We start from the raw sequence: 20,934 nt of genomic DNA, 5'->3' as shown, positions 1-20,934 counted from the left end.
CGCTAAGGTCGAGCGGCCTATCAGCGCGTACTTTGCGCGCCGGGGTTTGTTTGATCGGGGATGGAAATGGATTCCGCAGAAATTCTTGTGCTTCAGGCCAGCTACACCAATCCACTGCACGCCGAGGCCATCGGCATCGTGCTCAATCATTACGCCGAAGACCCTATGGGTGGCGGTCATTCGCTGGATCCCGATCTGCTTCGGCGCCTGCCGGAAGAGTTGGCTCGTCGACCGCACGCGTTCAGTGTGCTGGCCTTCGTCGGTGGCGAACCGGCAGGGCTGGTGAATTGCTTTGAAGGGTTTTCCACGTTTGCCTGCAAGCCGCTGGTCAACGTGCACGACGTAGCGGTGGTGGGCAAATTCCGTGGGCTCGGGCTGAGCCAGAAAATGCTGCGCAAGGTCGAAGACATTGCCCGCCAGCGCGGCTGCTGCAAGATCACCCTCGAAGTGCTCGAGGGCAACGCCGTGGCGCAGAACGCCTACGGCAAATTCGGCTTCGCGCCAGGCATGTTCAATCCGGAACACGGGCGCATGCTGTTCTGGATCAAGGATCTGCAAGCGTAAAAAAAGGCGCCCGAAGAGGGCGCCTAACTGTCTTCTCCCAGGCCAGAGCGAAGCCATGGGAGGCCCATCGGTTGCTCGGCAAATTTCAGTTGCGATAGGACTCGGTCACTTGCGCGGTCTGATCGGCGGGAACGCGAATTTCTTTCGCGTTGGCGTCGCTCTGCTGCTCGCTCTGGGCGTGGTGAACCGGGAAGTTGTCGTAGTAATAACGCATGCGCTCAGCGCCGCCTTCGGCAAATACGCTGGTAGAACCCAGGGCGAATAGCCCGGCAAGGATTGCGGTAGTGATTTTCATGGTGCCTCCTACTGAACAAGTGGGAGCCGTTCGTCCATGAAGCAGATCTCGGAAGAGAGTCTGTGTGGCGCGAATTAACACGGGGTTAACGCCTGATCAGTGTAGGTTTTGCAGCATGTTGCAGGGCGATATCTGACAGACGCGGCGCCCCTCAAGCGAAGGCGCACCGCGTCACTGGGACGATCAGAGCTTCCAGTCCAGGCTCAGCGTGACGGTGCGAGGGTCACCCCAGTACACGCCGTTGTAGAAGCCGACGTTGTCGTAATACTTCTTGTCGAACAGGTTGTTGACGTTCAGCGATGCCGACAGGTGCCGATCGAATTCATACCGCGACATCAGGTTGACCACGGTGTAGGCGTCCTGGCTGATGCGGGCGCGCTCGGTAATGATCCGGCCATTGGCGCCCCGGCCGACCGGACGATTGGAATTGCCATAGACGTCACTTTGCCAATTCACCGCGCCACCAACGGTCAGCGCGTTCCATTGGCCCGGCAGGCGATACGCCGTGGAAAAGCGAAACATGTTCAGCGGCTGGTTGGTGTTGCTGCGCTGCTTTTCGCCGTCGGCCGAGTGGGTATAGGTGTAGCCTGCGGTCATGTTCCAGCCGGCGAGGACTTCGCCGGAGACTTCGGCTTCGAAACCGTTGACCTTGTTGCCTTTGCCGCCACTTTTGTAGAACTCCTCGCCGGTCACCGGATCCGGTGGAACAGAATCGTCGACCTCGGCAACGTTGTCCTGCTTGCTCCAGAACACGGCGGTCGACAGGTTCAGGCGTTCGTCGAGCAGGCTGCCCTTGAGCCCCAGTTCATAGTTGCTGCCCACGACGGGATCGAGGTAGTTGCGACTGCTGTCCCGGTTGCTCTGGGGTTTGAAGATGTCGGTGTAACTGACGTACGCGGTGTACTCCGGGGTCAGGTCATAGAGCAGGCCGGCGTAGGGCGTCCAGATGTCGTTCTGGCGCTGACGGGTGGCGTCGACGCTGCTCAGCTGCAATTGGCTGTCGTAGCTGTTGTCGCGACTGGATTCGTCCCAACTGCCGTAACGGCTGCCGAGCACCGCGTGCAATTGGTCAGTGAAACTCAAGCGGGTGGCGAGGTAACCGGCCTTTTGCCGGGTCTGGCTTTTCGAGCCACTGAGGCCGGTCACGGTGTCGGGGAATTTGCCGATGTCGCCCATGTATTTCCAGTCACGAATGTTTCCGTAATCGGCCGCTTGGGGGCCGTCAACGGTATAGGGCGAATCGGCACTGTATTGGGCCTCGCCATAACCCAGCATCAATTCGTGTTCACGCCCCAGCAACGAGTAAGGGCCGGAAATATTGAAGTCGTAAGCCTTCATGCTCTGATCGCCGATCATGTGCCCCATGTACGCGACCATCCCGCTGCGATCGGCCTCAGGAAAACCGCCACCGCCATAATACGTTTTGCCGTCGGAATCGCTTTTGCGATGGGTGTACGCGGCTTTCAGATGCCAACCGCCAGCCAGTTGCTGATCCAGGGTGGCGAAGGCGGTCTTGTCGCGCAGCGGCCAGGAACTCCACGAGGTCGCCATGTTGGTTGAGCGACCGAGCCCGGCCTTGCTGCCATCGGCGTTCCAGTACGGCACCGTGCCCCAAGAGGTGCCTTGCACTTGTTTGTCCTGGTAGTCGTAACCCACGGCCAACACGGTCGATTCGGTCAGATCCGCTTCGAGAATCCCGTAGCCGACCTCGCGTTGCAGCGCGTATTTGTCTTTGTAAGATTGACTGTCGCGATAGGCCAGAACCGTGCGCCCGCGCAAACGACCGTCAAAGGCCAGCGGGCCGCCAACGTCGACGTAACTGTAGTAATTGTCATAGCTGCCGCCGCTGACCCCGGCCAGGGCGTGAAGCTGGGCCGTCGGACGTTTGCGCACCATGTTGATGGTCGCTGACGGATCGCCCGCGCCCGTCGTCAACCCCGTGGCACCGCGTACCACCTCGATGCGATCGTAGATGATGGTATCGGCGTCGGATTTCATTCGCCCGAAGGTGTTGAGCATCCCGTCGATTTGGAAGTTGTTGATCGAGTAGCCGCGTGACGAATAGCTGACCCGGTCGGAATCAAGATGCTGCACCACCACCCCGGTGGTCTGTTGCATGGCTTCGGTCAATGTACCGAGCTTGAAATCATCCATCTGCTGACGCGTGATCACGGACACCGATTGCGGGGTTTCCTTGATCGACAGGTTCAGCCGCGTCGCCGTGCTCATGGCGCCGGTGGTGTAGGCATCGGTATTTTCAGTGGTGGTTCCCAGGCCTTGGGCGGTGACGTCGGTCGCAGCGAGTTCCAGCGCTGTAGTGGCGGGATTTACTGGGTTTTCGGTATCGTTTTCAGCCAGCAGATCAGCGCTGAACGCTGCACTGCACAGGCCGAGGGTGAGGGTCATGGAACGGGTGATGGGCGCGAACATCGCAGCCGACTCCTTGTCTTCGAGGGAAAAATTCCGTTTGTTCAAAGACGAAGCGAGGATCTGCGATTTAGTATCAAACGAGAAATATTGTTATTTGGAAAAGATGCGGGCAGTAAAAAGGGGCCTTTAACGGCCCCTCGTTTTCACTGCTCTGTCGCGTCGGCGACTGCGTTATCGGGTTTTTTCGGCTTCATCAGACTGAAGTCGATCAACGCCCGTTGCTCACGCTCGTAGGGGTTGCCGATCATCAATGGACGAGGTTTGAAGCTGTCGCTGACCAGGCTCTTGCTGCGATCCAGTTCATCGAAACTCAGCCCGGCCATGTCAGCCCAGGTATGGATCAGGTGCGAACTGCTGTAAGGCCGCCCCAAGTCGCCGGCGAAGTTCCAGTCGTGGGATTCCTTCCATTTCGGTGAGGCCCAGGCCATGAACGGAATGGTGTACATCGGCGCCGTTGGTTTGTTTTCGTTACGCCCCAGGGTTTTGTGACCGACGGAATCGAACACGTCTTCGCCGTGGTCGGACAGGTACAGCAAGAAGCCGTTCGGGTCGGACTTGGCGTAATCCTTGATCAGGCTGGACACCACGAAGTCGTTGTACAGCACCGCGTTGTCGTAGCTGTTGTAAGTCGGCACCTGGTCATCACGCAAACCGGCCGGGGCACCTTGACGATCCTGGAACTTGTCGAAGCTCGGCGGATAGCGGTACTGGTAGCTCATGTGCGTACCGAGCAGATGCACAACGATCAGTTTGCGCTGCGCCGGATCGGTCAGCGCCTTGTTGAACGGCTCAATGACGTCGCCGTCGTACTGCGCGGCATTCTGGTTGCGGTTGTTATTCAGATAGACCTGTTCGTCCGCCTGCTCGGAGAACGTGGTGAGCATGGTGTTGCGCTTGGTCATGGTCTGCTGGTTGGTGATCCAGAAAGTCTTGTAGCCTGCCTGTTTCATCATGCTGACCAGCGACGGCGTCGACAGGTACAGGTCCGGGCTTTCCTCGTCGGCGAAGGTCAGCACCTGCTGCAACGCCTCGATGGTGTAAGGGCGCGGAGTGATGACGTTGTCGAATACCGACAATTGATCCTTGAGCTTGTCCAGTTCCGGCGTGGTCTTGCGCGGGTAGCCGTAGAGGCTCATGCGCTGACGGTTGGTCGACTCACCGATCACCAGCACCAGTGTCGAGGGCTGATTGGCCCCGGCGTCCTTGAGGTTGTGCAGCGGCGGGATCTGGTTTGCGCTGTGCAGCATGCCCTGCATTTCTGCCAGCGTGTCGAGGTAGCGATGGTAGGCCACCGCCATCTGCCACGGCACCGCTGGCTCGATGCGGGTTTCGAACTTCTCGAAACCGCCGGCGAAACTGCCGGTGCGCATCGTCTGCTTGACCAGCGGATAACCAACGACGGCGACAACGATTACCGTCGCTGCCACGAGGGCGCGGCCACGGGGCAGGTACACCGGGCGCAGGCGTGTCCACAGGAAGTAGGCGAACAGGGTGTGAGCGAGAAAGGCGGGCACCATCCACCAGGCAAAGTACTGCGTCATGTACTCGCCAGCTTCAGAGATGTTCGACTCGAACATGATGAAAATCACGCTCTGCGAGAACTCTTGCTGGTAGATGAAGAAGTAACCCAGGCTGGCCATGGAGCAGGCCCACAGCACGATACCGATCACGGCAGCGAGTACTTTGGTGCGTTTGGGGAACAACAGCATCGGCGCCAGCCAGATGGCGCTCATGACGAACGCCTGACGGAAGCCAGTGAAACCGGAAGTGCCGGTCAGTTGAATCAGCAGTTGGGTGATACCCGAGAAATACCAGAAGAACACGAACAGCCAGAGAAAACCGGCCCAGTCGAATCCTGCCGCAGTCGTTTTGCTGCGTTTGAACAATGCCATTCAGCACTCCAGCTCGATCGTCACAACCACCGCCGGAACGCATCCATGAAGCCGACGAACGGAGGCCGAACGCGTACGCCCGGCCAGAATGCGCCGGAGTATCGCCAAGCGAATGTGAAAACTTTGTTAGTTGCGGATTACAGAAAGAGCGGGATCATGTCGGGAACGACACAAGTCGCTCCCGAAGGAGATGGGGGCAGGTCAGGCGTGCGGATGACGCTGAACAACCGGCAGAGGCTTGGGCTGGGCGCCCTGAGTCAACGCGCGCAACTGCGCCAGCTCCTGCTTGAGTTGGTCGCGCTCGTCTTTCAACTGGCGCAATTCATCGCGACGGATTGTCACGTACAGGGTTTGTGGCGGCATTGCTGTGTGTACTGTGCCCATTGCTCACCTCGCAAATGGCGTGCATCAACTGTAAGTAGCGACCATTTTTGGCCGCTGACTTACTATCGGCGCCAATTTTGATTTCTTTTGCTTGGGAATGGAACTTTTTTATTTTTCATGGTCGGTGTGTCTTCGGCACGATTCGGGGCGTTATCAGTCAGGATCGGGCACAATGCCCGGAAACTTCATCGCAACGCTCTGGACTAACCTCCATCAGCAGCGTTGGGCTATAACCAATGACACACATTTATTTGTAGTAAGGAGCATCAGCACATGCAACTCGGGATTATTGGACTGGGCCGCATGGGCGGCAATATTGCACGGCGTCTGATGCTCAACGGTCACACCACCGTTGTTTACGACCGCAATACCGCTTTCATCGATAACCTGGTCGCCGAGGGCTCCACGGGCGTCGCCGACTTGCCGGCGCTGGTTGCCGGCCTGGCCAAGCCGCGCGCGGTCTGGGTCATGCTGCCGGCCGGCGCGCCGACCGAAGACACCATCAACACCCTGAGCACTTTGCTCGAAGCCGGCGATACCATCATCGACGGCGGCAACACCAACTATAAGGATGACATCCGTCGCGCCAAGACCTTGGCCGAGAAGGGCCTGCACTACATCGACGTCGGCACGTCCGGCGGCGTCTGGGGCCTGGAGCGCGGCTATTGCATGATGATCGGCGGCGACGCTGAAACCGTGCAGCGCCTCGACCCGCTGTTCGCCGCGCTGGCGCCGGGCATGGGTGACATTCCGCGCACCAAGGATCGCAAGTCCGACGACCATCGCGCCGAGCACGGTTACATCCACGCCGGTCCTGCCGGTGCCGGTCACTTCGTGAAGATGATTCACAACGGCATCGAGTACGGCATGATGGCCGCGTTCGCCGAGGGTTTCGACATCCTCAAGACCAAATCCAGCGAGCGCCTGCCGGAAGATCAGCGTTTTGATCTGAACGTGGCCGACATTGCTGAAGTCTGGCGTCGCGGCAGCGTGGTGTCGTCGTGGTTGCTCGACCTGACCGCCGACGCGCTGGCCAGCGATCCGAAACTTGACGGTTTCTCCGGTTCGGTTGCCGACAGCGGCGAAGGTCAATGGACCATCGAGGCCGCCATGGAACAAGCGGTGCCGGTACCGGTGCTGTCGAACTCGCTGTTCTCGCGCTACCGCTCGCGCGGTCAGGGCACCTTTGGCGACAAGATTCTTTCGGCCCAACGCTTCGGCTTCGGCGGCCACGTGGAGACACCGAAGAAATGACCCATACGATCCGCAGAAAATCCAAGGCAGAACCCGCACCACCGACCACGCTGTTCCTGTTCGGTGCCCACGGCGACCTGGTCAAGCGCTTGCTGATGCCAGCGCTGTACAACCTCAGTCGCGACGGCTTGCTAGACGAGAATCTGCGGATCGTTGGCGTTGACCACAACGCCATTACCGATGAGGCCTTCGCGCAGAAACTCGAAGACTTCATCCGTACGGAAGTGGCGGCGAAGGTCGGCAAGGGCGATCAGATGCTTGATCCGGCCTTGTGGGCCAAGCTCGCCAAAGGTATCAGCTACGTCCAGGGCGACTTTCTGGACGACAGCACTTATTCCGCGCTGGCGGCGAAAATCGCCGACAGCGGCACCGGCAATGCGGTGTTCTACCTGGCCACCGCGCCGCGTTTCTTCAGTGAAGTGGTGCGCCGACTGGGCAGCGCCGGGTTGCTTGAAGAAACCCCGCAAGCGTTCAGAAGGGTGGTGATCGAGAAGCCGTTCGGCTCCGATCTGCAAACCGCTGAAGCGTTGAACGCCTGCTTGCTCAAGGTGATGTCCGAGAAGCAGATCTATCGGATCGACCATTACCTGGGCAAGGAAACCGTGCAGAACATTCTGGTCAGCCGGTTCTCCAACAGCCTGTTCGAAGCCTTCTGGAACAACCACTACATCGACCACGTACAGATCACCGCCGCGGAAACCGTTGGCGTCGAAACCCGTGGCAGTTTTTACGAACACACCGGCGCACTGCGCGACATGGTGCCCAATCACTTGTTCCAGTTGCTGGCCATGGTTGCCATGGAACCGCCGGCGGCGTTCGGCGCCGACGCGGTGCGCGGTGAGAAGGCCAAAGTCGTCGGCGCGATCCGCCCGTGGACGACTGAGGAAGCGCGAGCCAATTCGGTTCGCGGCCAATACAGCGCGGGTGAAGTCGACGGCAAGGCTCTGAACGGTTATCGCCAGGAGCCCAACGTTTCGCCGGACACCACCACGGAAACCTACGTCGCGCTGAAGGTGATGATCGACAACTGGCGTTGGGTCGGCGTGCCGTTCTATCTGCGCACCGGCAAGCGCATGAGCGTGCGCGACACCGAGATCGTCATCTGCTTCAAACCGGCACCGTACGCGCAGTTCCGTGACACCGAAGTCGATGAGTTGCAGCCGACGTACCTGCGCATCCAGATCCAGCCAAACGAAGGTATGTGGTTCGACCTGCTGGCCAAACGGCCGGGGCCGGCGTTGAACATGGCCAACATCGAGTTGGGATTTGCGTATAAGGATTTCTTCGAGATGCAGCCGTCGACGGGTTACGAAACCTTGATCTACGACTGCCTGACCGGCGATCAGACGCTGTTCCAGCGCGCCGACAACATCGAGAACGGCTGGCGCGCGGTGCAACCGTTCCTCGACGCCTGGCAACAGGACGCGAGCGTGCAGACCTACGCCGCTGGTGAAGATGGCCCGCAAGCCGCGGAAGACCTGCTGACTCGCGATGGTCGAGTCTGGCATGGCCTCGGATGAGTGATTTGCCGAAACAACCCATCCGTTTTCTGCTCAGTGACATGGACGGCACGCTGTTGCTGCCCGATCACACGCTGAGTCAGCGCACCATTGATGCCGTTCGTGCGCTGCGCGAGGCCGGCGTGTTGTTCAGCCTCGCCACCGGACGGCCACCGAAAGCCATGTTGCAGCAGATTGAAGCCTTGGGTGTCGATCTGCCGACGGCGGCGTTTAACGGTGGCACCATCGTTAACCCGGATGGCAGTTTGCTGGTTGCGCATTACTTGCCGGCCACCACGGCGTTGATTGCGCTGGCGACGTTCGCCGATCAACCGGATGTTGAAATCTGGGTATTCAGCGGCGGCGACTGGCTGCTCAAGGATCCGCACGGGCCGATGGTGCCGCGCGAACAGCATGGCCTCGGCTATCCGCCGGTGGTGGTCGAGAGTTTCGAACCGTATCTGGAGCGGATCGACAAGATCGTCGCCACCAGCAACAACACCGAGCTGTTGATCGAGTTGGAGGCGCGTCTGCTGCCGAAGGTCAACGGCATGGCGCAAGTCTCGCGCTCGCAACCGGTGTATCTTGACGTGACTGCGCTGGAAGCCAATAAAGGCACGGCGCTGGCGACCTTGGCCGAGCATCTCGGTATCCCGTTGGAGCAGACGGCAGCCATCGGCGATGGCGGCAACGACCCGGCGATGTTTCATTGCGCGGGATTGTCGATCGCCATGGGCCAGGCGGAGGAGGCGGTAAAGCGTCAGGCCGACGTGGTCACCGCGCCGAACACCGAAGACGGCGTCGCTCAGGCCATCGAGAAATACATCTTCCCTCACTGATCCCAAGCAGAAGCAAATGTAGGAGTGAGCCTGCTCGCGATAGCAATGTATCAGTCACCATTTCTTGGGCTGACACACCGCTATCGCGAGCAGGCTCACTCCTACAGTTTTTATGCGCTGCTGGTCAGAGCCAGTAGCTGACCGCATACCAGCCCAGCAGGCCCATCACGAAGGTGTACGGCAGCGCCATCCACACCATCCGTCCGTATGACAGGCGCACCAGCGGTGCAATCGCCGAGGTCAGCAGGAACAGGAACGCTGCTTGCCCATTCGGCGTGGCCACGCTCGGCAAGTTGGTACCGGTATTGATCGCGATCGCCAGTGTTTCGAAGTGTTCGCGGTTCATGTGTCCGGCGAGGAACGCTTGTTTCACTTCGGTGATGTAAATCGTTGCGACAAACACGTTGTCACTGATCGCCGACAACAAACCGTTGGCAATGAACAACATGCCCGGTTGTTGATCGACCGGTAGCGCCAGCACCCACTGGATCAGCGGGGCGAACAATTGCTGATCGTGAATCACCGCCACCACCGCGAAAAACACCACCAGCAACGCTGTAAACGGCATGGCGTCCTTGAAGGCGCTGCCCAAGCGATGCTCGTCGGTGATGCCGGTAAACGCGGTGATCAACACAATCACCATCAAGCCGATCAAACCGACTTCAGCAATGTGAAAGGCCAGGCAGCCGATGAGGATCAGTGCCGCCGTGCCTTGCACCAACAGTGCCGCGCGCTGGCGGGCAGTGCGTTCGGCGTCGTCTTCGGCGGCATAGTTGGCCAGTACGGCGCGAACATTGTCCGGCAGCAACGTGCCGTAGCCGAACCAGCGCAGTTTCTCCAACAGCACGCAGGTCACCAGGCCCGCCGCCAGCACCGGCAGCGAGACCGGCGCTACCTTGCTGAAGAACTCGCCAAAGTGCCAACCCATTTCATGGCCGATCAGCAGGTTCTGCGGCTCGCCCACCAGGGTGCAGACACCGCCCAATGCCGTACCGACAGCGCCGTGCATCAATAGGCTGCGGAGGAACGCGCGGAATTTCTCAAGGTCGTCGTGATGCAGCTTTGGCAGATTCTGATCGTCACCGAACTCGCTGTCCTGGCGCGGATCATTACCGGACGCGACGCGGTGATAGACGGAATAGAAACCGACCGCCGCGCTGATGATCACCGCTGTCACGGTCAACGCATCGAGAAACGCCGACAGAAATGCCGACAGAAAGCAGAACATCAGGGACAGCGCCGCTTTCGAACGCACGCCCAGCAATAACCGGGAGAACAGATACAGCAGCAGGTCCTTCATGAAGTAGATGCCGGCCACCATGAACATCAGCAGCAGAATCACCGGGAAGTTGTGCACCAGTTCATCGTAGAGCGCTTGCGGCGTGGTCATCTTCAGCAGTAGCGCTTCAATCAGCAGCAAACCGCCGGGCATCAGCGGGTAACACTTGAGCGCCATGGCCAGGGTGAAAATGAATTCGATCACCAGCAACCAGCCGGCGGCGACCGGGCCGATGGTGAATAACACCAACGCATTAAGGATCAGAAACCCGACGATGGTTGCCTTGTACCAGCGTGGCGAGTGTCCGAGAAAGTTTTGCGCGAACGCCTGGGCCATTGAACCGGACATCGGTTGCTCCTTGTATTAAGAAGCGCGCAAGTTGCCGGATGTGTCGAGGAAGATCAAGTGTGGGAAGTTTCTCATCAGCAAGAGAGATAGCGCGCCACAACCGCGCGATAGCTACCGTCGAGGGAAAATCCGCCTACGACGATTTCTCCATCGGCCTGCACATCGACACAAGTCGCGGTGTCCAGGCTGCGACCCAATCGGGTGCGCAACCAGCCGTCATCGCTGCCAAACTCGCTGTCGAGGCCGCCATCGGCGCCATAACGCGCCACGATGATATCGGCTTCGACGCCGCCAATGGTCGAGCCGACCGCGACCAGCTCGCCCTGCGAGGTGCGCTGCGCGGCAGTCCATTGACAACCGCTTTGGCCGATATCGAGTAGTTGTGGATGGCCTGCGTTGCAATGCAAGTCTGCGCGGCCATTGCCGTGCAGCCTCAGCGTGAGGCAGCGGATCGGGTCGCGGCTGCTGCCGAAGCAATGCAGATGCCCGTCAGTTTCTAAAACCTGACTGACCATCACACTGTGACCCTGTGCCTTGAACGCCATGAACCCATCGATGGCGAACGTTTCGTCGAGCCGGCCATCCGGCAGATAGCGCGCAAGCAAGCCTTCTTGTGGGAAGTCGATTGAGCCACAGACCACGATCCGCCCGTCCTGCTGCAACAGCAGGCCGCTCAGCCACGTATTGAGCAGCAGGTGTCGGATCATCACGAAGCCACGGCCGTTGAACGTCTCGTCGAGGCTGCCGTCAGGCTTGAGCCGAATCAGCATCCCGGCATGATCGGCGAGTTCGAAATGATGATTGGCAATAAGCAGAATGCGACCGTCGTCCTGCACGGCGATGTCGCAGGCTTCGGCACCCGGTACGCCGGGTGGCAACCACGTGTCGCGGGTACCCATCGACAAATCGCCGGGCAAGCGCACGACGAGAAAACCGTTGTCGCCAAAGGTTGGGTCCGGTCGGCCATGGGCATCAAACAGTGCCAGGGCGGGGAGGGTGCGATGAGTGTTTTCGTAATGCAGACCGGCGATCAGAATTCTTCCGTCCGGCAGCTCCCGGACTTTGCCGGCCATGCCTTCGAAGCCGCGAGAAAACTGGCCGATGACACTGCCTTGATGACCGAACTGCAGATCAGCGGAGCCGTCTGGCAGCAGGCGCGCCAGACCAAAACAACTGCCATTTGCAGTGGTGACCTTGGCGGCGACGAGCAGGCGACCTTCGCGGTCGAGTGTGATGCCTTGGGCCATGCTGCCAAGGCTGTCGGCAAAATACACCTGGGCAATGCCGGTGCCGGCGAAACGGGTGTCGAGTTGGCCGGGACTGTTGACCGGTTGCGGCAACGCAATCGCATTCTGGGTAGACATGCACGCCTCTCCTTGCGAGTCGACCGAGTCCCATAATGGGTGGCAACTGCATCAGCGGAACATTCAATCCCTATAAGCGATTTAGTACAACGGGCTGAACTAATGGACGGTGCGTCGCACTGTGCCAGAACAATGTCTTTTTGACCCAGTCGCAAGCGTGCCAAGCACTTGAAGTAGGCAAGGGCTGCGTAACGTTAAAAATATTGAGGAAATATAAAAGCGCTGGGCAACTAATAAAGGCAGGGCGGATAACACTGAGGTTATCCGCAAGTGCCCGCTCTTAATGTGGCATCGACCACGATTGCAGGCTGTAACCCTCTTCGCTGAGTTCAGCGCGGGCCTGTTGCAACAGCTGTTCAAGTTGAGCCGGATCAGAATAGGCGCTGCTTGGAATCTGCTTGCGACCAATGTGCGAATTGGTCCGGTCGACAACGGTAAGGCTGAGCTCGCCGTTACCGTCTTGTGGCGCCCAGGCCACGCATTGAAAGGGTTTGAAGGCGTGGTTGGCAATCAAAAGAGCTTCGTTGATACGGAGCGGGGCGGTCATGGGGGTCTTCTCTCTGTCGTGCCCAATCAAATGATCTGCCGTCGGTTGGGCTTACCGTTCGGCTGGTTACTTGTACTGATGCACGCAACCCGGGGGCGGGTCACACATGAAATAAAGAAATTTCAACTTTCTTTCGTTTATTCGCTTTCCAGACAGGTTTTGAAAGCTCCACGAAAGGTTGAGAACTGCGGAAAAATCGATAGCTAACTAATAACCCGCTTTCTTATAACGTATTTGCCTGTACACCTATAAGCAATCGATACAAGGCCCTGTCAAAATCTTGCTAATGTTACAGTCGGGTCTGCCAAATGACTGTTTTTACAATCATTTCTAATATTTGGCGCCAAGGAACAGTCATGAGCGAAGCGCCTGCGTTAAGACGTTTACTGGTAGTCGACCCTTGCGACGATTGTCATCGCTTACTGCCCGGATTAAGAGCCGTCGGTTGGGATGTCGACAGTTGCACACTCGAAAATGCCGCCGACCGCAGCTGTGATGTCGGCTTGTTACGTTTACAGCCTTTTCATCTGGAACGCCCCGAGGCGGTCAAGGAGTTGATCAGCCGCAGCGGCACCGAATGGATTGCCGTGTTGAATCAGGAAGTCCTGCGTTTACAAAACGTCGGCGACTTCGTTTGTGAATGGTTTTTCGATTTCCATACCCTGCCGTTCGATGTCTCGCGGGTGCAGGTCACCCTCGGTCGCGCGTTCGGCATGGCGCGCCTGCGCGGGCAGGGCACGATTCACGTCGACCAACCGGAACACGAGCTGCTCGGCGACAGCAAACCGATTCGCGAACTGCGCAAACTGCTCAGCAAACTGGCGCCGACCGAATCGCCGGTCTTGATTCGTGGCGAGAGCGGCACTGGCAAGGAACTGGTCGCACGCACCCTGCATCGTCAGTCGCAGCGTCACAGCAAACCCTTTGTGGCAATCAATTGCGGCGCGATCCCCGAACATCTGATCCAGTCAGAATTGTTCGGCCATGAAAAAGGTGCGTTCACCGGCGCCCATCAGCGCAAGGTCGGGCGTATCGAAGCGGCCAACGGCGGCACGTTATTTCTCGATGAAATCGGCGACTTGCCGCTGGAACTGCAAGCCAATCTGCTGCGGTTTCTTCAGGAAAGGCATATTGAACGGGTCGGCGGCAGTCAGCCGATTCCCGTTGATGTACGGGTGCTGGCGGCAACTCACGTTGATCTGGAGGCCGCCATCGAGAAAAAACGCTTTCGCGAAGACCTGTATTACCGCCTCAACGTGCTGCAAGTGGTCACCGCGCCACTGCGTGAGCGGCACGGTGATCTGTCGATGTTGGCCAACCACTTTTCTCACTTCTACAGCCATGAAACCGGGCGCCGCCCGCGCAGCTTCAGTGAAGATGCGCTGATTGCCATGGGTAAACATGACTGGCCCGGCAACGTGCGCGAATTGGCCAACCGCGTACGACGCGGCCTGGTGCTGGCCGAAGGGCGGCAGATCGAGGCCCGCGATTTGGGGTTGATCAGCCAACATTCGATCGCCACGCCGATGGGCACGCTGGAAGATTACAAAACCCGTGCTGAACGCCAAGCGCTGTGCGATGTATTGAACCGCCACAGTGACAATCTCAGCATTGCCGCCAAAGTGCTTGGCGTTTCCCGCCCCACGTTCTATCGCCTGTTACATAAACATCAGATTCGCTAGTTAGCTGAAGATCAAAAGATCGCAGCCTTCGGCAGCTCCTACCGGGATTACAAACATCCGATGAAGGAGCTGCCGAAGGCTGCGATCTTTTGCTTTTGCTCTGCTTAGAAGTAGTACGGGAATTTCAGGCTGAAGGAGAAGTCCGGGGCATCGTCGGTCATGCCGATGGACAGGTTGGGCACGATGGTCAGGTTGTCGGTGGCCGCAATGGTCATGCCGACGTTGAAGTAACCGGCGTTGGCGTCGCTGGACACCACCGATTCCCAATCACCGCCATCCTGTTTCAGCTTGCTCTTGCGTTGCACCAGGTCAGACACCGAGAACGACATACTCATCTTTTCGTTCAGTGCAAAGGCGATACCGGCGCCGATCTGGAAGCTGTCGCCAATGCGTACCTTGCCCGGGGTTTTCTGGTTGACGGTCGAACTGATGTCGTCGAACGATTCCTCGAGGTTGTGGGTGTAGGACAAGCTGCCGAACAGCACGGCCGGGTCAAACGTCTTGACCAGCGAAACCCCCGGGGTGATCGACCAGACGCCGTTGCCGGTAGGCAGGGTGTCAGGCACGAACAGGTTCGAGTTGGCGTCGGTCTGGCGCAGCTTGATGCCGAACGGATCCTTGCCGGTTGGCGCCTTGACCCGCAAGGTAACCACGGCGTCTGGCGTATTGACCGATTCATCCATGAACTTGTAAGCGACACCGAAGTTGACGTCGCCAATAGTTGGGTCGCGGTCGACATCCTGTTCAGTGGTGACGTTGGAGGCGCCACCGTTGCCGCCACCGGATTGATACGTCGAGTTGCGGTAGACCACCGGCACGTTCAAGTCGAACTGCCAGCGATTGTCGAAGTTGTAGCGGCCGGTGAGGTCGAGGGTCCAGGTGTCGGCCTTGATCCGGTCAAGGTTGATGTTGCCGAGGAAGATCGAGTCGAGCGCAAGAAAGCCGTTGAGGATCAGCTGGCGCGTGTCATAACGCGAATAGGTGACACCGGTTTCAAAGCTGAACTTGCCGCCGCCGAAGAATCCGCTGGCTTCGTCATACAGGTTGGACACACTTTGGGCCGGTTGCGAATCGTCGGCCAGCGATTGCCCGTAAGATGCACCACTTCCCCCGGCTGCGCCCCCCGACGCTGCTGCGGCACCGGTGCCGGTGGCGACTTTTGGATTGCCTTTCATGTCCGACGGCGACTTGGCCAAACGTTTCGGTTGCGGTGCCGCCGGTTGATCTTCGACCTGGCGAACCCGTTGCTCGAGCACCGCCAGGGCTTTTTGTTGTACTTCGTATCGTTGCTTCAGCTCCAGAAGTTCTTGTTTCAGGGCCTCTACATCCGCGTTCGGTGCCGCTTGCAGCATGGCTGCGGGTAGAAGGGTACTCAAACATACAGCGGCACGCAGTGATACTGATCGATACATGAAAAAGCCGTCCCTTTAAGCCCAATGATCGAGACTCAGCGTAGTTCAATATCCAATATTTCGTAGGGCCCTGAGTTGCGTCAGGTTGCAGTCCAGTGCGCCGGCGCTCATGCCGTTATTGTTCAATACGACGTTGAGTTGAGTCATGTTGTTGACCACGTTGGCACTGCCGAGCAAACGGGTGTTCTGCAGTAAGCCGCCTTGGGCAACTTGTTGCAGGGAAGTGCCCTGATTGCCGGAGGCTTGAATGGACATTTGGATGCCACTGCCGGTCGCCGCAACCGCCACGCTGCCGGCAGCGTTACTGCCGCCGATAGTTTGCCCGGCCATTAGCGCTTGCCCTTGTGAAGGCATCAGCGCCGGCGCCTGACTGGCTTCGGAAACGTTGATCGCGACGTTGTTGTAGGCCGTGTTGCGGTCGCCGGCGGCGCGCACGCTTTGCGTTACGCCTTGGCTGCTGTTGAGCCCGGCACCACCGGTCACCGTACCGTTCCCCGTTTGCACAGGGTTGCCGTTGCCGGTTTCCTTGATGGTTGAAACATAGAATTCCGGTTTTACCGTTGCTGCCTGAAGTTGCATTGAAGTGGCGGCCCCGATCAGATCTCCACTGGCGTTGCGCCAAGTACTGCTCATGACGATGCCGAAGCTGATAATTCGGCCCGGCATGACATAACGACCACGTAGTTCGGACAGTTCCTGGTCCTGTATTTCGATAGGCTTGAATCCTGCATTGGCATAGCCTGACGCACTCGCTGCCAGGCAGGCGGCGGCCAGCCAGTATGAGGTTTTCATTTGCTGCTCCCGGGACATCCGGTCCCACTCATATAATCGGCGATTAAAAGAAGTCGCTCTGTATGAAACCGAAGTCCATCAATTCAGCATCTCTGACAGGGTTGAAGCCATCCAGCTTGTTCTTTGCAGTCAGTGGCACCGGAGGGCTGCGCAAGGCGTTTGCCTTGTCGTATCCGGGACCGACGATGGCGAAAACAATGCCGTTCCAACCTTTGACAAAGTCATCGTGTTTGTAACGTTTATGGCCTAAGACCGGGTCTCCGATGTAAACCCAATCCTTGTCCGAACGCTGCAAGACTACGAAATGCTTGTAGCCGCGAATTTCCATCAGTACCACCACCGGGATTGTTACAGCGTCGAGTTTTTCCGGCGGAATCTTGTAACCCCTGGCGCGCATGCCGATGCTTTCTATGTAGCGCTTCATGTCCAGCATGGAAAAACCCTGAGTACGAACAAGGTCCTGGTCAGCGTTGACCAGCATGCCTTTGATGATGTGCTCCTCATCGACGTCGAGCCAATAGGCCTGGCGTAATACCGTGGCCAGTGCGGCGGCGCCGCAGCTGAAATCGGTTTTCTGTTCGACGATGTCGGCAAACTTGCGCTCACGAATGCTTTGCACGTTTTTGTAGACGAGTACGCCGCCGGGAAGGGCAGCGACTGGCATCTGGGCGGCCTGGGTCAGGCCAGACAGGCAAAGCAGAGCGAAAAGGGCAGTCTTACGCATGATCGATACGCCTTTGCGGACTGAGGAAAAGCCCCGTTTCCGGGGCTTTCGTTTCGATCGCGATTACATGCAGGCTTTGCAACCTGCAGCGATGGACAGCGAGTTGCTTTGTTGGTTGCCCACACCTGCAGCGTTGTTGAAGCCAGCGTTGCCGGAGAAGTTGTTGCCAACGTTGCTGACCGCAGCATTGTTGGTCACAGGGTTTTTCCAGCCGTCTGGAGTCATCACTTGTTGAGTGGTTACGCCAGCCAGACCGAAGACACCCACAGCTTCGAAGGTTGCTTTCTGATCTTTGCTGCCACCGTGGCCACCGTTACCGCCACGATCGTTGTTGCCATAACCGCCACCGCCGTGGCTGTCATCTTTGATAGTAGCTTCACCCACGGCGCCGAACACGCCGACGGCGGCAACAGTGCCAGTGAGGGTGTTGGTTTTGTAGGTCTGAGTGCCGTAGTTGCCGACGTTCAGGCCAGTGGAGCTTTGGTTGGCGGATGCGGCAGCCTGGGCCACACGGCCACCGGATACAGCGATTGCCAGGTTGTTTTTCTGTTGGTTGAAGTTGCCAGCACTGTTGTTCACACCGATGTTGCCTGAACCGTTGTTGCCAACGTTATTCATACCGGCAGTGTTGGTGGTGGAGTAGTTGGCAACGGAGTTGCCGTTGTTGACCTGAGTTGCGCTGGAAGCAGCAACAGCGGTGCCGAAGATGAAGCTTTCGTCAGCGGTTGCCAGAGCAGCGGCATTATCTTGCTGGTTGCCGTCACCGGCAGTGTTGTTCATCCCCAGGTTGCCGTTCGAGCCGTTAGCGGAGTCCTGGACACCGGCACTATTTTTTGTGCCTTGGTTGCCGACGACGTTGCCATCGCTGTTTTGAACGTCGAGTACTGCAGCACCGGCGCCTGCGCCGATTTGCAGCAGCTCTTCAAGGCTAGGACCCTGTGGCTGATTGTGCCCGCCATTATGACCATGATCGTCATTGCGACCGCCTGCCTGTGCTGCGATTGCCATCACTGCTGCAAGTGCGAAAACCAGTGGTTTGAGAGCCATTGTAGGTTTCATGGTGTTTCTCCATCGTGCTTATTAGTTGGTTAAGTGTTGGTACTTTCTAATTGCACTGCTTTTGTTGTTTGGGTCAGTCAGCGACCCGGATGCTGAGGGTGTTAGCCATTCGGTTCCCCACCCCAGCACTCTGGTTCACCTGGATTACCCCGCGGCTGCCGGTGAAGGCCTGATCACTTGTCGTGACCTGGCGACTGCCGGGTGAGGTACCAGTTGCTCCTGAGCTCGGTAGAAACGCCACGTTCTGTTGTGAAAGGGCGCTGTCGTCAACGCTCTGCGGGCCGGCACTGATGCTGACGCGCGTGACGTTGGCCATCTGGTTGTTGGCCCCGGCGCCCTGGTTCACGCCCAGGATCCCGTTGCCATTACTGAAAGAGTTGCCGCCGATGGTCGCGCTGGCGTTGGTCGCCGGATTGGCTGCGGTATCGATGTGCTGACGCACATTCGTGGTGGCACTGGCCGACGTGCCAATGGCGATCGCTTTGGTGTTGGTCTGCTGCATCTGGTCACCAGCGGCCTGGTTGATGTTGTAATTGCCGCGGTACTGGATGCCGGTCTCCTGAATGTTCGCGTTGTTCACTGAGCTGGGGTCGGCGGCCATGGCGCTGGCGCAACCGAAAAGGGCAAGCAGGAGCAGAGTGCGATTCATCTTATTGGCCTCCAGCCATACGGGTCAGCGGAGCGAGGCCGGCGCCCATTGCGCGGTTGACGGTGTTGGAGATGGAGCTGCCACCGCCGCCGCCGTGACCTGAACTCATGCCAGGCAGGCCGCTAGGGTTGGTCAGGGTGTTCAGGCCAGGTACGTTCGAGTTGGGGGTGATGATGTTGCTGCGGATGGACGAGCCGCTGGCGATGGCGGCAAAGTCACCGTCATCGAGTTCAGTGCTGGCCATCGCTTGGTTGATGCGTGCAGAAGGGTTGGCGTTGACGGTGGTCGGGTAGGGGTCTTTGCCGCCGCTGCGACCGATAGGGATAGGTTGAACGTCGCGATTGAGGACGATCACACCGTTGCCTTCTGCCTGCACGTTGAAACTGATGAATGTGCTGGCTGCTGATCCGATCAGCAGAAGGCAGGTCAAACCTTTTTTGATGTTCCCCACGGCTGCAATTCCTTCTTCAGTGGGCTGGCCCTAGTCAGCGTTGTGAAGGAGAGAGCGAAAGCTGTGCCGCTTTTTAAATCTTGCGTGATTTCAAATGGTTACGTAAATCGAGTGAAAAGCTGATACACCCGCTGTTTCATCGCTGAAACACACGCCATGCCGCCGACCTGTCTGTAGGCTGAACAATGCTCTGGAATGGGGGTTCGCGAGGGTGTGTATCAACAGCTTAACAACTGACATGACAAAGTCATGAAGGGTGCTTAGACGGCCACTCTGCACTCGGATGGGTGTAACAGGATCGGACACTTTGCCCCCAGAACAGGGGGAATCGGGTGGGGCAGAGCACCCAATGTCCGATTATTCGGCCAGCAGTTGCTCTACCAACGAAAACGCTTTTGCCTGGCGTTCAAGCCAATTGCCTTGAATGATTTCGAACGGCTGTCGATGCGCAACCAGCCAGTCGCGGGTGGCCTGGAAAAACGCCAAGCGTTCGCCAAGATCCGGTTGGCAGCGCTGGCCGTCATCGGTCCAGTCGATCTGTTCTGGCGACAATAAAAGATGCAGGTCGTAATGACGGGCCAGCAGCTCGGTTTCCAACCCGTGCGGGCAGTCACCGAACAGGGTCTGGCTCCAGAGAATATTGCTCAACAGATGAGTATCGAGAATCAGCAGGGGCGGTTGTTGCGCGCGCGCCTGATCTTCCCACTGCAACTGGCCACGAGCTATCTCGGGAATATCCGCCAGGCAGGTATCACGAGGATTCAGTTCGATGAACCGGCGCACGTACTCATCCACGCGCAACCCGCCGAAGCGTTGCTGAAGACCCGCCGCCAGCCAGCTTTTACCCGTTGACTCCGGACCGGTAAGAACCACGACTTTCATGGGCGCAACGCCGGATCGGCGCGCCATTCGCGCCAGCCTTGCACCGCGATCAGCGTGAACACGCCGTAAAGTGCTGCTGTGAGATACAGGCCTTTATAGATAAACAGGCCGACAAAAATCACATCCAGGACAAACCACAACGCCCAGCACTGCAGGCGTTTCTGCGCCATCCACAATTGCGCGACCAGACTGAACCCGGTGAGTGCGGCATCGAGCCAAGGTTGCGCGGCGTCGGTCCAGTGCGCCATCGCTGCGCCCAGCAGCAGGCTACCCACCGCGCCGACGCTCAGGCCAAGCAGTATCGAGCGCTGGTCGAGGCGGGTGACTTCACGGCCATCATGCATCGTTCCGGCGCGGGTCCATTGCCACCAGCCGTAGATTTGCAGCGCGGCGTAGATCACTTGCAGCAACATGTCCGAATACAGCTTCACTTCAAAGAAGATCCAGCTATAGAGCAACACCATGACCAGACCGATCGGCCAGCACCACGGGTTCTGTTTGACGGTCAGCCACACGGCAATCACACCGAGAGCGGCAGCAAACAGTTCAAGCCCGGACATGTGGGTTCCTTGGGGAGAGAAAACAGGG

The 20,934-nt window shown here is 58.4% G+C and carries 20 protein-coding genes; 5 read left to right on the top strand and 15 right to left on the bottom strand.

Going from position 1 to position 20,934, the window contains the following annotated elements; genetic code table 11:
• The first annotated feature begins 66 nt into the window (after positions 1-66).
• Positions 67-564, top strand: a complete 498-nt coding sequence (locus EJA71_RS09285; RefSeq protein ID WP_158956169.1) for a GNAT family N-acetyltransferase — start codon at positions 67-69, stop codon at positions 562-564.
• Positions 565-649: 85 nt separating this feature from the next.
• Here the strand turns inward: EJA71_RS09285 and EJA71_RS09280 are convergent, their stop codons facing one another.
• From EJA71_RS09280 to EJA71_RS09265, 4 genes are all read right to left on the bottom strand, one after another.
• Positions 650-859, bottom strand: a complete 210-nt coding sequence (locus tag EJA71_RS09280; RefSeq protein ID WP_158956167.1) for a hypothetical protein — start codon at positions 857-859, stop codon at positions 650-652.
• Positions 860-1,042: 183 nt separating this feature from the next.
• Positions 1,043-3,289, bottom strand: a complete 2,247-nt coding sequence (locus EJA71_RS09275) for a TonB-dependent siderophore receptor (RefSeq protein WP_158956165.1) — start codon at positions 3,287-3,289, stop codon at positions 1,043-1,045.
• A gap of 143 nt (positions 3,290-3,432) precedes the next feature.
• Positions 3,433-5,181, bottom strand: a complete 1,749-nt coding sequence (locus EJA71_RS09270; RefSeq protein WP_158956164.1) for a phosphoethanolamine transferase CptA — start codon at positions 5,179-5,181, stop codon at positions 3,433-3,435.
• A gap of 201 nt (positions 5,182-5,382) precedes the next feature.
• On the bottom strand, positions 5,383-5,565 hold the full coding sequence (locus EJA71_RS09265; RefSeq protein WP_064391122.1) for a DUF6026 family protein: 183 nt from the start codon (positions 5,563-5,565) through the stop codon (positions 5,383-5,385).
• A 273-nt stretch (positions 5,566-5,838) separates the two neighbouring features.
• On the opposite strand from EJA71_RS09265, the gene gnd reads away from it, so the two are divergent.
• Genes gnd through EJA71_RS09250 form a run of 3 tightly spaced genes read left to right on the top strand, consistent with a single transcriptional unit; the run spans position 5,839 to position 9,157 of the window.
• A complete protein-coding gene (gene gnd / locus EJA71_RS09260; protein ID WP_007914838.1) occupies positions 5,839-6,819 on the top strand; it encodes a phosphogluconate dehydrogenase (NAD(+)-dependent, decarboxylating) in 981 nt (326 codons plus the stop codon).
• Positions 6,816-8,339 carry a glucose-6-phosphate dehydrogenase gene (gene zwf / locus EJA71_RS09255; protein ID WP_158956162.1) on the top strand — a complete coding sequence of 508 codons (1,524 nt, stop codon included), beginning with the start codon at positions 6,816-6,818 and terminating at the stop codon, positions 8,337-8,339. Before gnd ends, zwf begins: the two co-directional genes overlap by 4 nt.
• On the top strand, positions 8,336-9,157 hold the full coding sequence (locus EJA71_RS09250) for an HAD family hydrolase (RefSeq protein WP_158956160.1): 822 nt from the start codon (positions 8,336-8,338) through the stop codon (positions 9,155-9,157). Before zwf ends, EJA71_RS09250 begins: the two co-directional genes overlap by 4 nt.
• Positions 9,158-9,281: 124 nt before the next feature.
• Here EJA71_RS09250 and nhaB read toward each other — a convergent pair whose 3' ends face one another.
• From nhaB to EJA71_RS09235, 3 genes are all read right to left on the bottom strand, one after another.
• Positions 9,282-10,784, bottom strand: a complete 1,503-nt coding sequence (gene nhaB, locus EJA71_RS09245; protein ID WP_158956158.1) for a sodium/proton antiporter NhaB — start codon at positions 10,782-10,784, stop codon at positions 9,282-9,284.
• Between the two features lie 74 nt (positions 10,785-10,858).
• Positions 10,859-12,148, bottom strand: a complete 1,290-nt coding sequence (locus EJA71_RS09240) for a hypothetical protein (RefSeq protein ID WP_158956156.1) — start codon at positions 12,146-12,148, stop codon at positions 10,859-10,861.
• 280 nt (positions 12,149-12,428) lie between these two features.
• Entirely contained in the window at positions 12,429-12,695 is a 267-nt protein-coding gene (locus EJA71_RS09235) for a hypothetical protein (protein WP_116030401.1), read from the bottom strand.
• A gap of 356 nt (positions 12,696-13,051) precedes the next feature.
• Here EJA71_RS09235 and EJA71_RS09230 point away from each other — a divergent pair, with 356 nt between their 5' ends.
• Complete coding sequence (locus tag EJA71_RS09230; RefSeq protein WP_158956154.1) at positions 13,052-14,377, top strand: sigma-54 dependent transcriptional regulator; 1,326 nt, start codon at positions 13,052-13,054, stop codon at positions 14,375-14,377.
• A 104-nt stretch (positions 14,378-14,481) separates the two neighbouring features.
• On the opposite strand, the gene EJA71_RS09225 is transcribed toward EJA71_RS09230, so the two are convergent.
• From EJA71_RS09225 to pnuC, 8 genes are all read right to left on the bottom strand, one after another.
• The gene (locus EJA71_RS09225) at positions 14,482-15,789 is read right to left on the bottom strand and encodes a hypothetical protein (RefSeq protein ID WP_158956152.1); all 1,308 of its coding nucleotides are present in this window, start codon (positions 15,787-15,789) and stop codon (positions 14,482-14,484) included.
• A gap of 45 nt (positions 15,790-15,834) precedes the next feature.
• On the bottom strand, positions 15,835-16,581 hold the full coding sequence (locus tag EJA71_RS09220; protein ID WP_158956296.1) for a hypothetical protein: 747 nt from the start codon (positions 16,579-16,581) through the stop codon (positions 15,835-15,837).
• Between the two features lie 43 nt (positions 16,582-16,624).
• Positions 16,625-17,305, bottom strand: a complete 681-nt coding sequence (locus EJA71_RS09215; protein WP_158956150.1) for a C39 family peptidase — start codon at positions 17,303-17,305, stop codon at positions 16,625-16,627.
• 63 nt (positions 17,306-17,368) lie between these two features.
• Positions 17,369-18,364, bottom strand: a complete 996-nt coding sequence (locus tag EJA71_RS09210) for a heme utilization protein (protein WP_158956148.1) — start codon at positions 18,362-18,364, stop codon at positions 17,369-17,371.
• Positions 18,365-18,437: 73 nt separating this feature from the next.
• A complete protein-coding gene (locus EJA71_RS09205) occupies positions 18,438-19,013 on the bottom strand; it encodes an adhesin (protein WP_158956146.1) in 576 nt (191 codons plus the stop codon).
• Position 19,014: 1 nt separating this feature from the next.
• On the bottom strand, positions 19,015-19,464 hold the full coding sequence (locus EJA71_RS09200) for a hypothetical protein (protein WP_158956145.1): 450 nt from the start codon (positions 19,462-19,464) through the stop codon (positions 19,015-19,017).
• Positions 19,465-19,821: 357 nt separating this feature from the next.
• Positions 19,822-20,346, bottom strand: a complete 525-nt coding sequence (locus tag EJA71_RS09195) for an AAA family ATPase (RefSeq protein ID WP_158956143.1) — start codon at positions 20,344-20,346, stop codon at positions 19,822-19,824.
• Positions 20,343-20,906 (bottom strand): nicotinamide riboside transporter PnuC, encoded by a 564-nt coding sequence (gene pnuC, locus EJA71_RS09190; protein WP_158956141.1) that lies wholly within the window; start codon positions 20,904-20,906, stop codon positions 20,343-20,345. Before pnuC ends, EJA71_RS09195 begins: the two co-directional genes overlap by 4 nt.
• Between the last annotated feature and the right edge of the window lie 28 nt (positions 20,907-20,934).

This window comes from Pseudomonas sp. PB106 (assembly GCF_009764645.1).
GTDB lineage: Bacteria > Pseudomonadota > Gammaproteobacteria > Pseudomonadales > Pseudomonadaceae > Aquipseudomonas.
This window is presented reverse-complemented; position numbering and strand designations above follow the sequence as displayed.

Coding starts and splice junctions, on each gene's coding strand:
- EJA71_RS09285 (WP_158956169.1), top strand. CDS start 67: ATGGATTCCGCAGAAATTCTTGTGCTTCAGGCCAGCTACACCAATCCA.
- EJA71_RS09280 (WP_158956167.1), bottom strand. CDS start 859: ATGAAAATCACTACCGCAATCCTTGCCGGGCTATTCGCCCTGGGTTCT.
- EJA71_RS09275 (WP_158956165.1), bottom strand. CDS start 3,289: ATGTTCGCGCCCATCACCCGTTCCATGACCCTCACCCTCGGCCTGTGC.
- EJA71_RS09270 (WP_158956164.1), bottom strand. CDS start 5,181: ATGGCATTGTTCAAACGCAGCAAAACGACTGCGGCAGGATTCGACTGG.
- EJA71_RS09265 (WP_064391122.1), bottom strand. CDS start 5,565: ATGGGCACAGTACACACAGCAATGCCGCCACAAACCCTGTACGTGACA.
- gnd (WP_007914838.1), top strand. CDS start 5,839: ATGCAACTCGGGATTATTGGACTGGGCCGCATGGGCGGCAATATTGCA.
- zwf (WP_158956162.1), top strand. CDS start 6,816: ATGACCCATACGATCCGCAGAAAATCCAAGGCAGAACCCGCACCACCG.
- EJA71_RS09250 (WP_158956160.1), top strand. CDS start 8,336: ATGAGTGATTTGCCGAAACAACCCATCCGTTTTCTGCTCAGTGACATG.
- nhaB (WP_158956158.1), bottom strand. CDS start 10,784: ATGTCCGGTTCAATGGCCCAGGCGTTCGCGCAAAACTTTCTCGGACAC.
- EJA71_RS09240 (WP_158956156.1), bottom strand. CDS start 12,148: ATGTCTACCCAGAATGCGATTGCGTTGCCGCAACCGGTCAACAGTCCC.
- EJA71_RS09235 (WP_116030401.1), bottom strand. CDS start 12,695: ATGACCGCCCCGCTCCGTATCAACGAAGCTCTTTTGATTGCCAACCAC.
- EJA71_RS09230 (WP_158956154.1), top strand. CDS start 13,052: ATGAGCGAAGCGCCTGCGTTAAGACGTTTACTGGTAGTCGACCCTTGC.
- EJA71_RS09225 (WP_158956152.1), bottom strand. CDS start 15,789: ATGTATCGATCAGTATCACTGCGTGCCGCTGTATGTTTGAGTACCCTT.
- EJA71_RS09220 (WP_158956296.1), bottom strand. CDS start 16,581: ATGAAAACCTCATACTGGCTGGCCGCCGCCTGCCTGGCAGCGAGTGCG.
- EJA71_RS09215 (WP_158956150.1), bottom strand. CDS start 17,305: ATGCGTAAGACTGCCCTTTTCGCTCTGCTTTGCCTGTCTGGCCTGACC.
- EJA71_RS09210 (WP_158956148.1), bottom strand. CDS start 18,364: ATGAAACCTACAATGGCTCTCAAACCACTGGTTTTCGCACTTGCAGCA.
- EJA71_RS09205 (WP_158956146.1), bottom strand. CDS start 19,013: ATGAATCGCACTCTGCTCCTGCTTGCCCTTTTCGGTTGCGCCAGCGCC.
- EJA71_RS09195 (WP_158956143.1), bottom strand. CDS start 20,346: ATGAAAGTCGTGGTTCTTACCGGTCCGGAGTCAACGGGTAAAAGCTGG.
- pnuC (WP_158956141.1), bottom strand. CDS start 20,906: ATGTCCGGGCTTGAACTGTTTGCTGCCGCTCTCGGTGTGATTGCCGTG.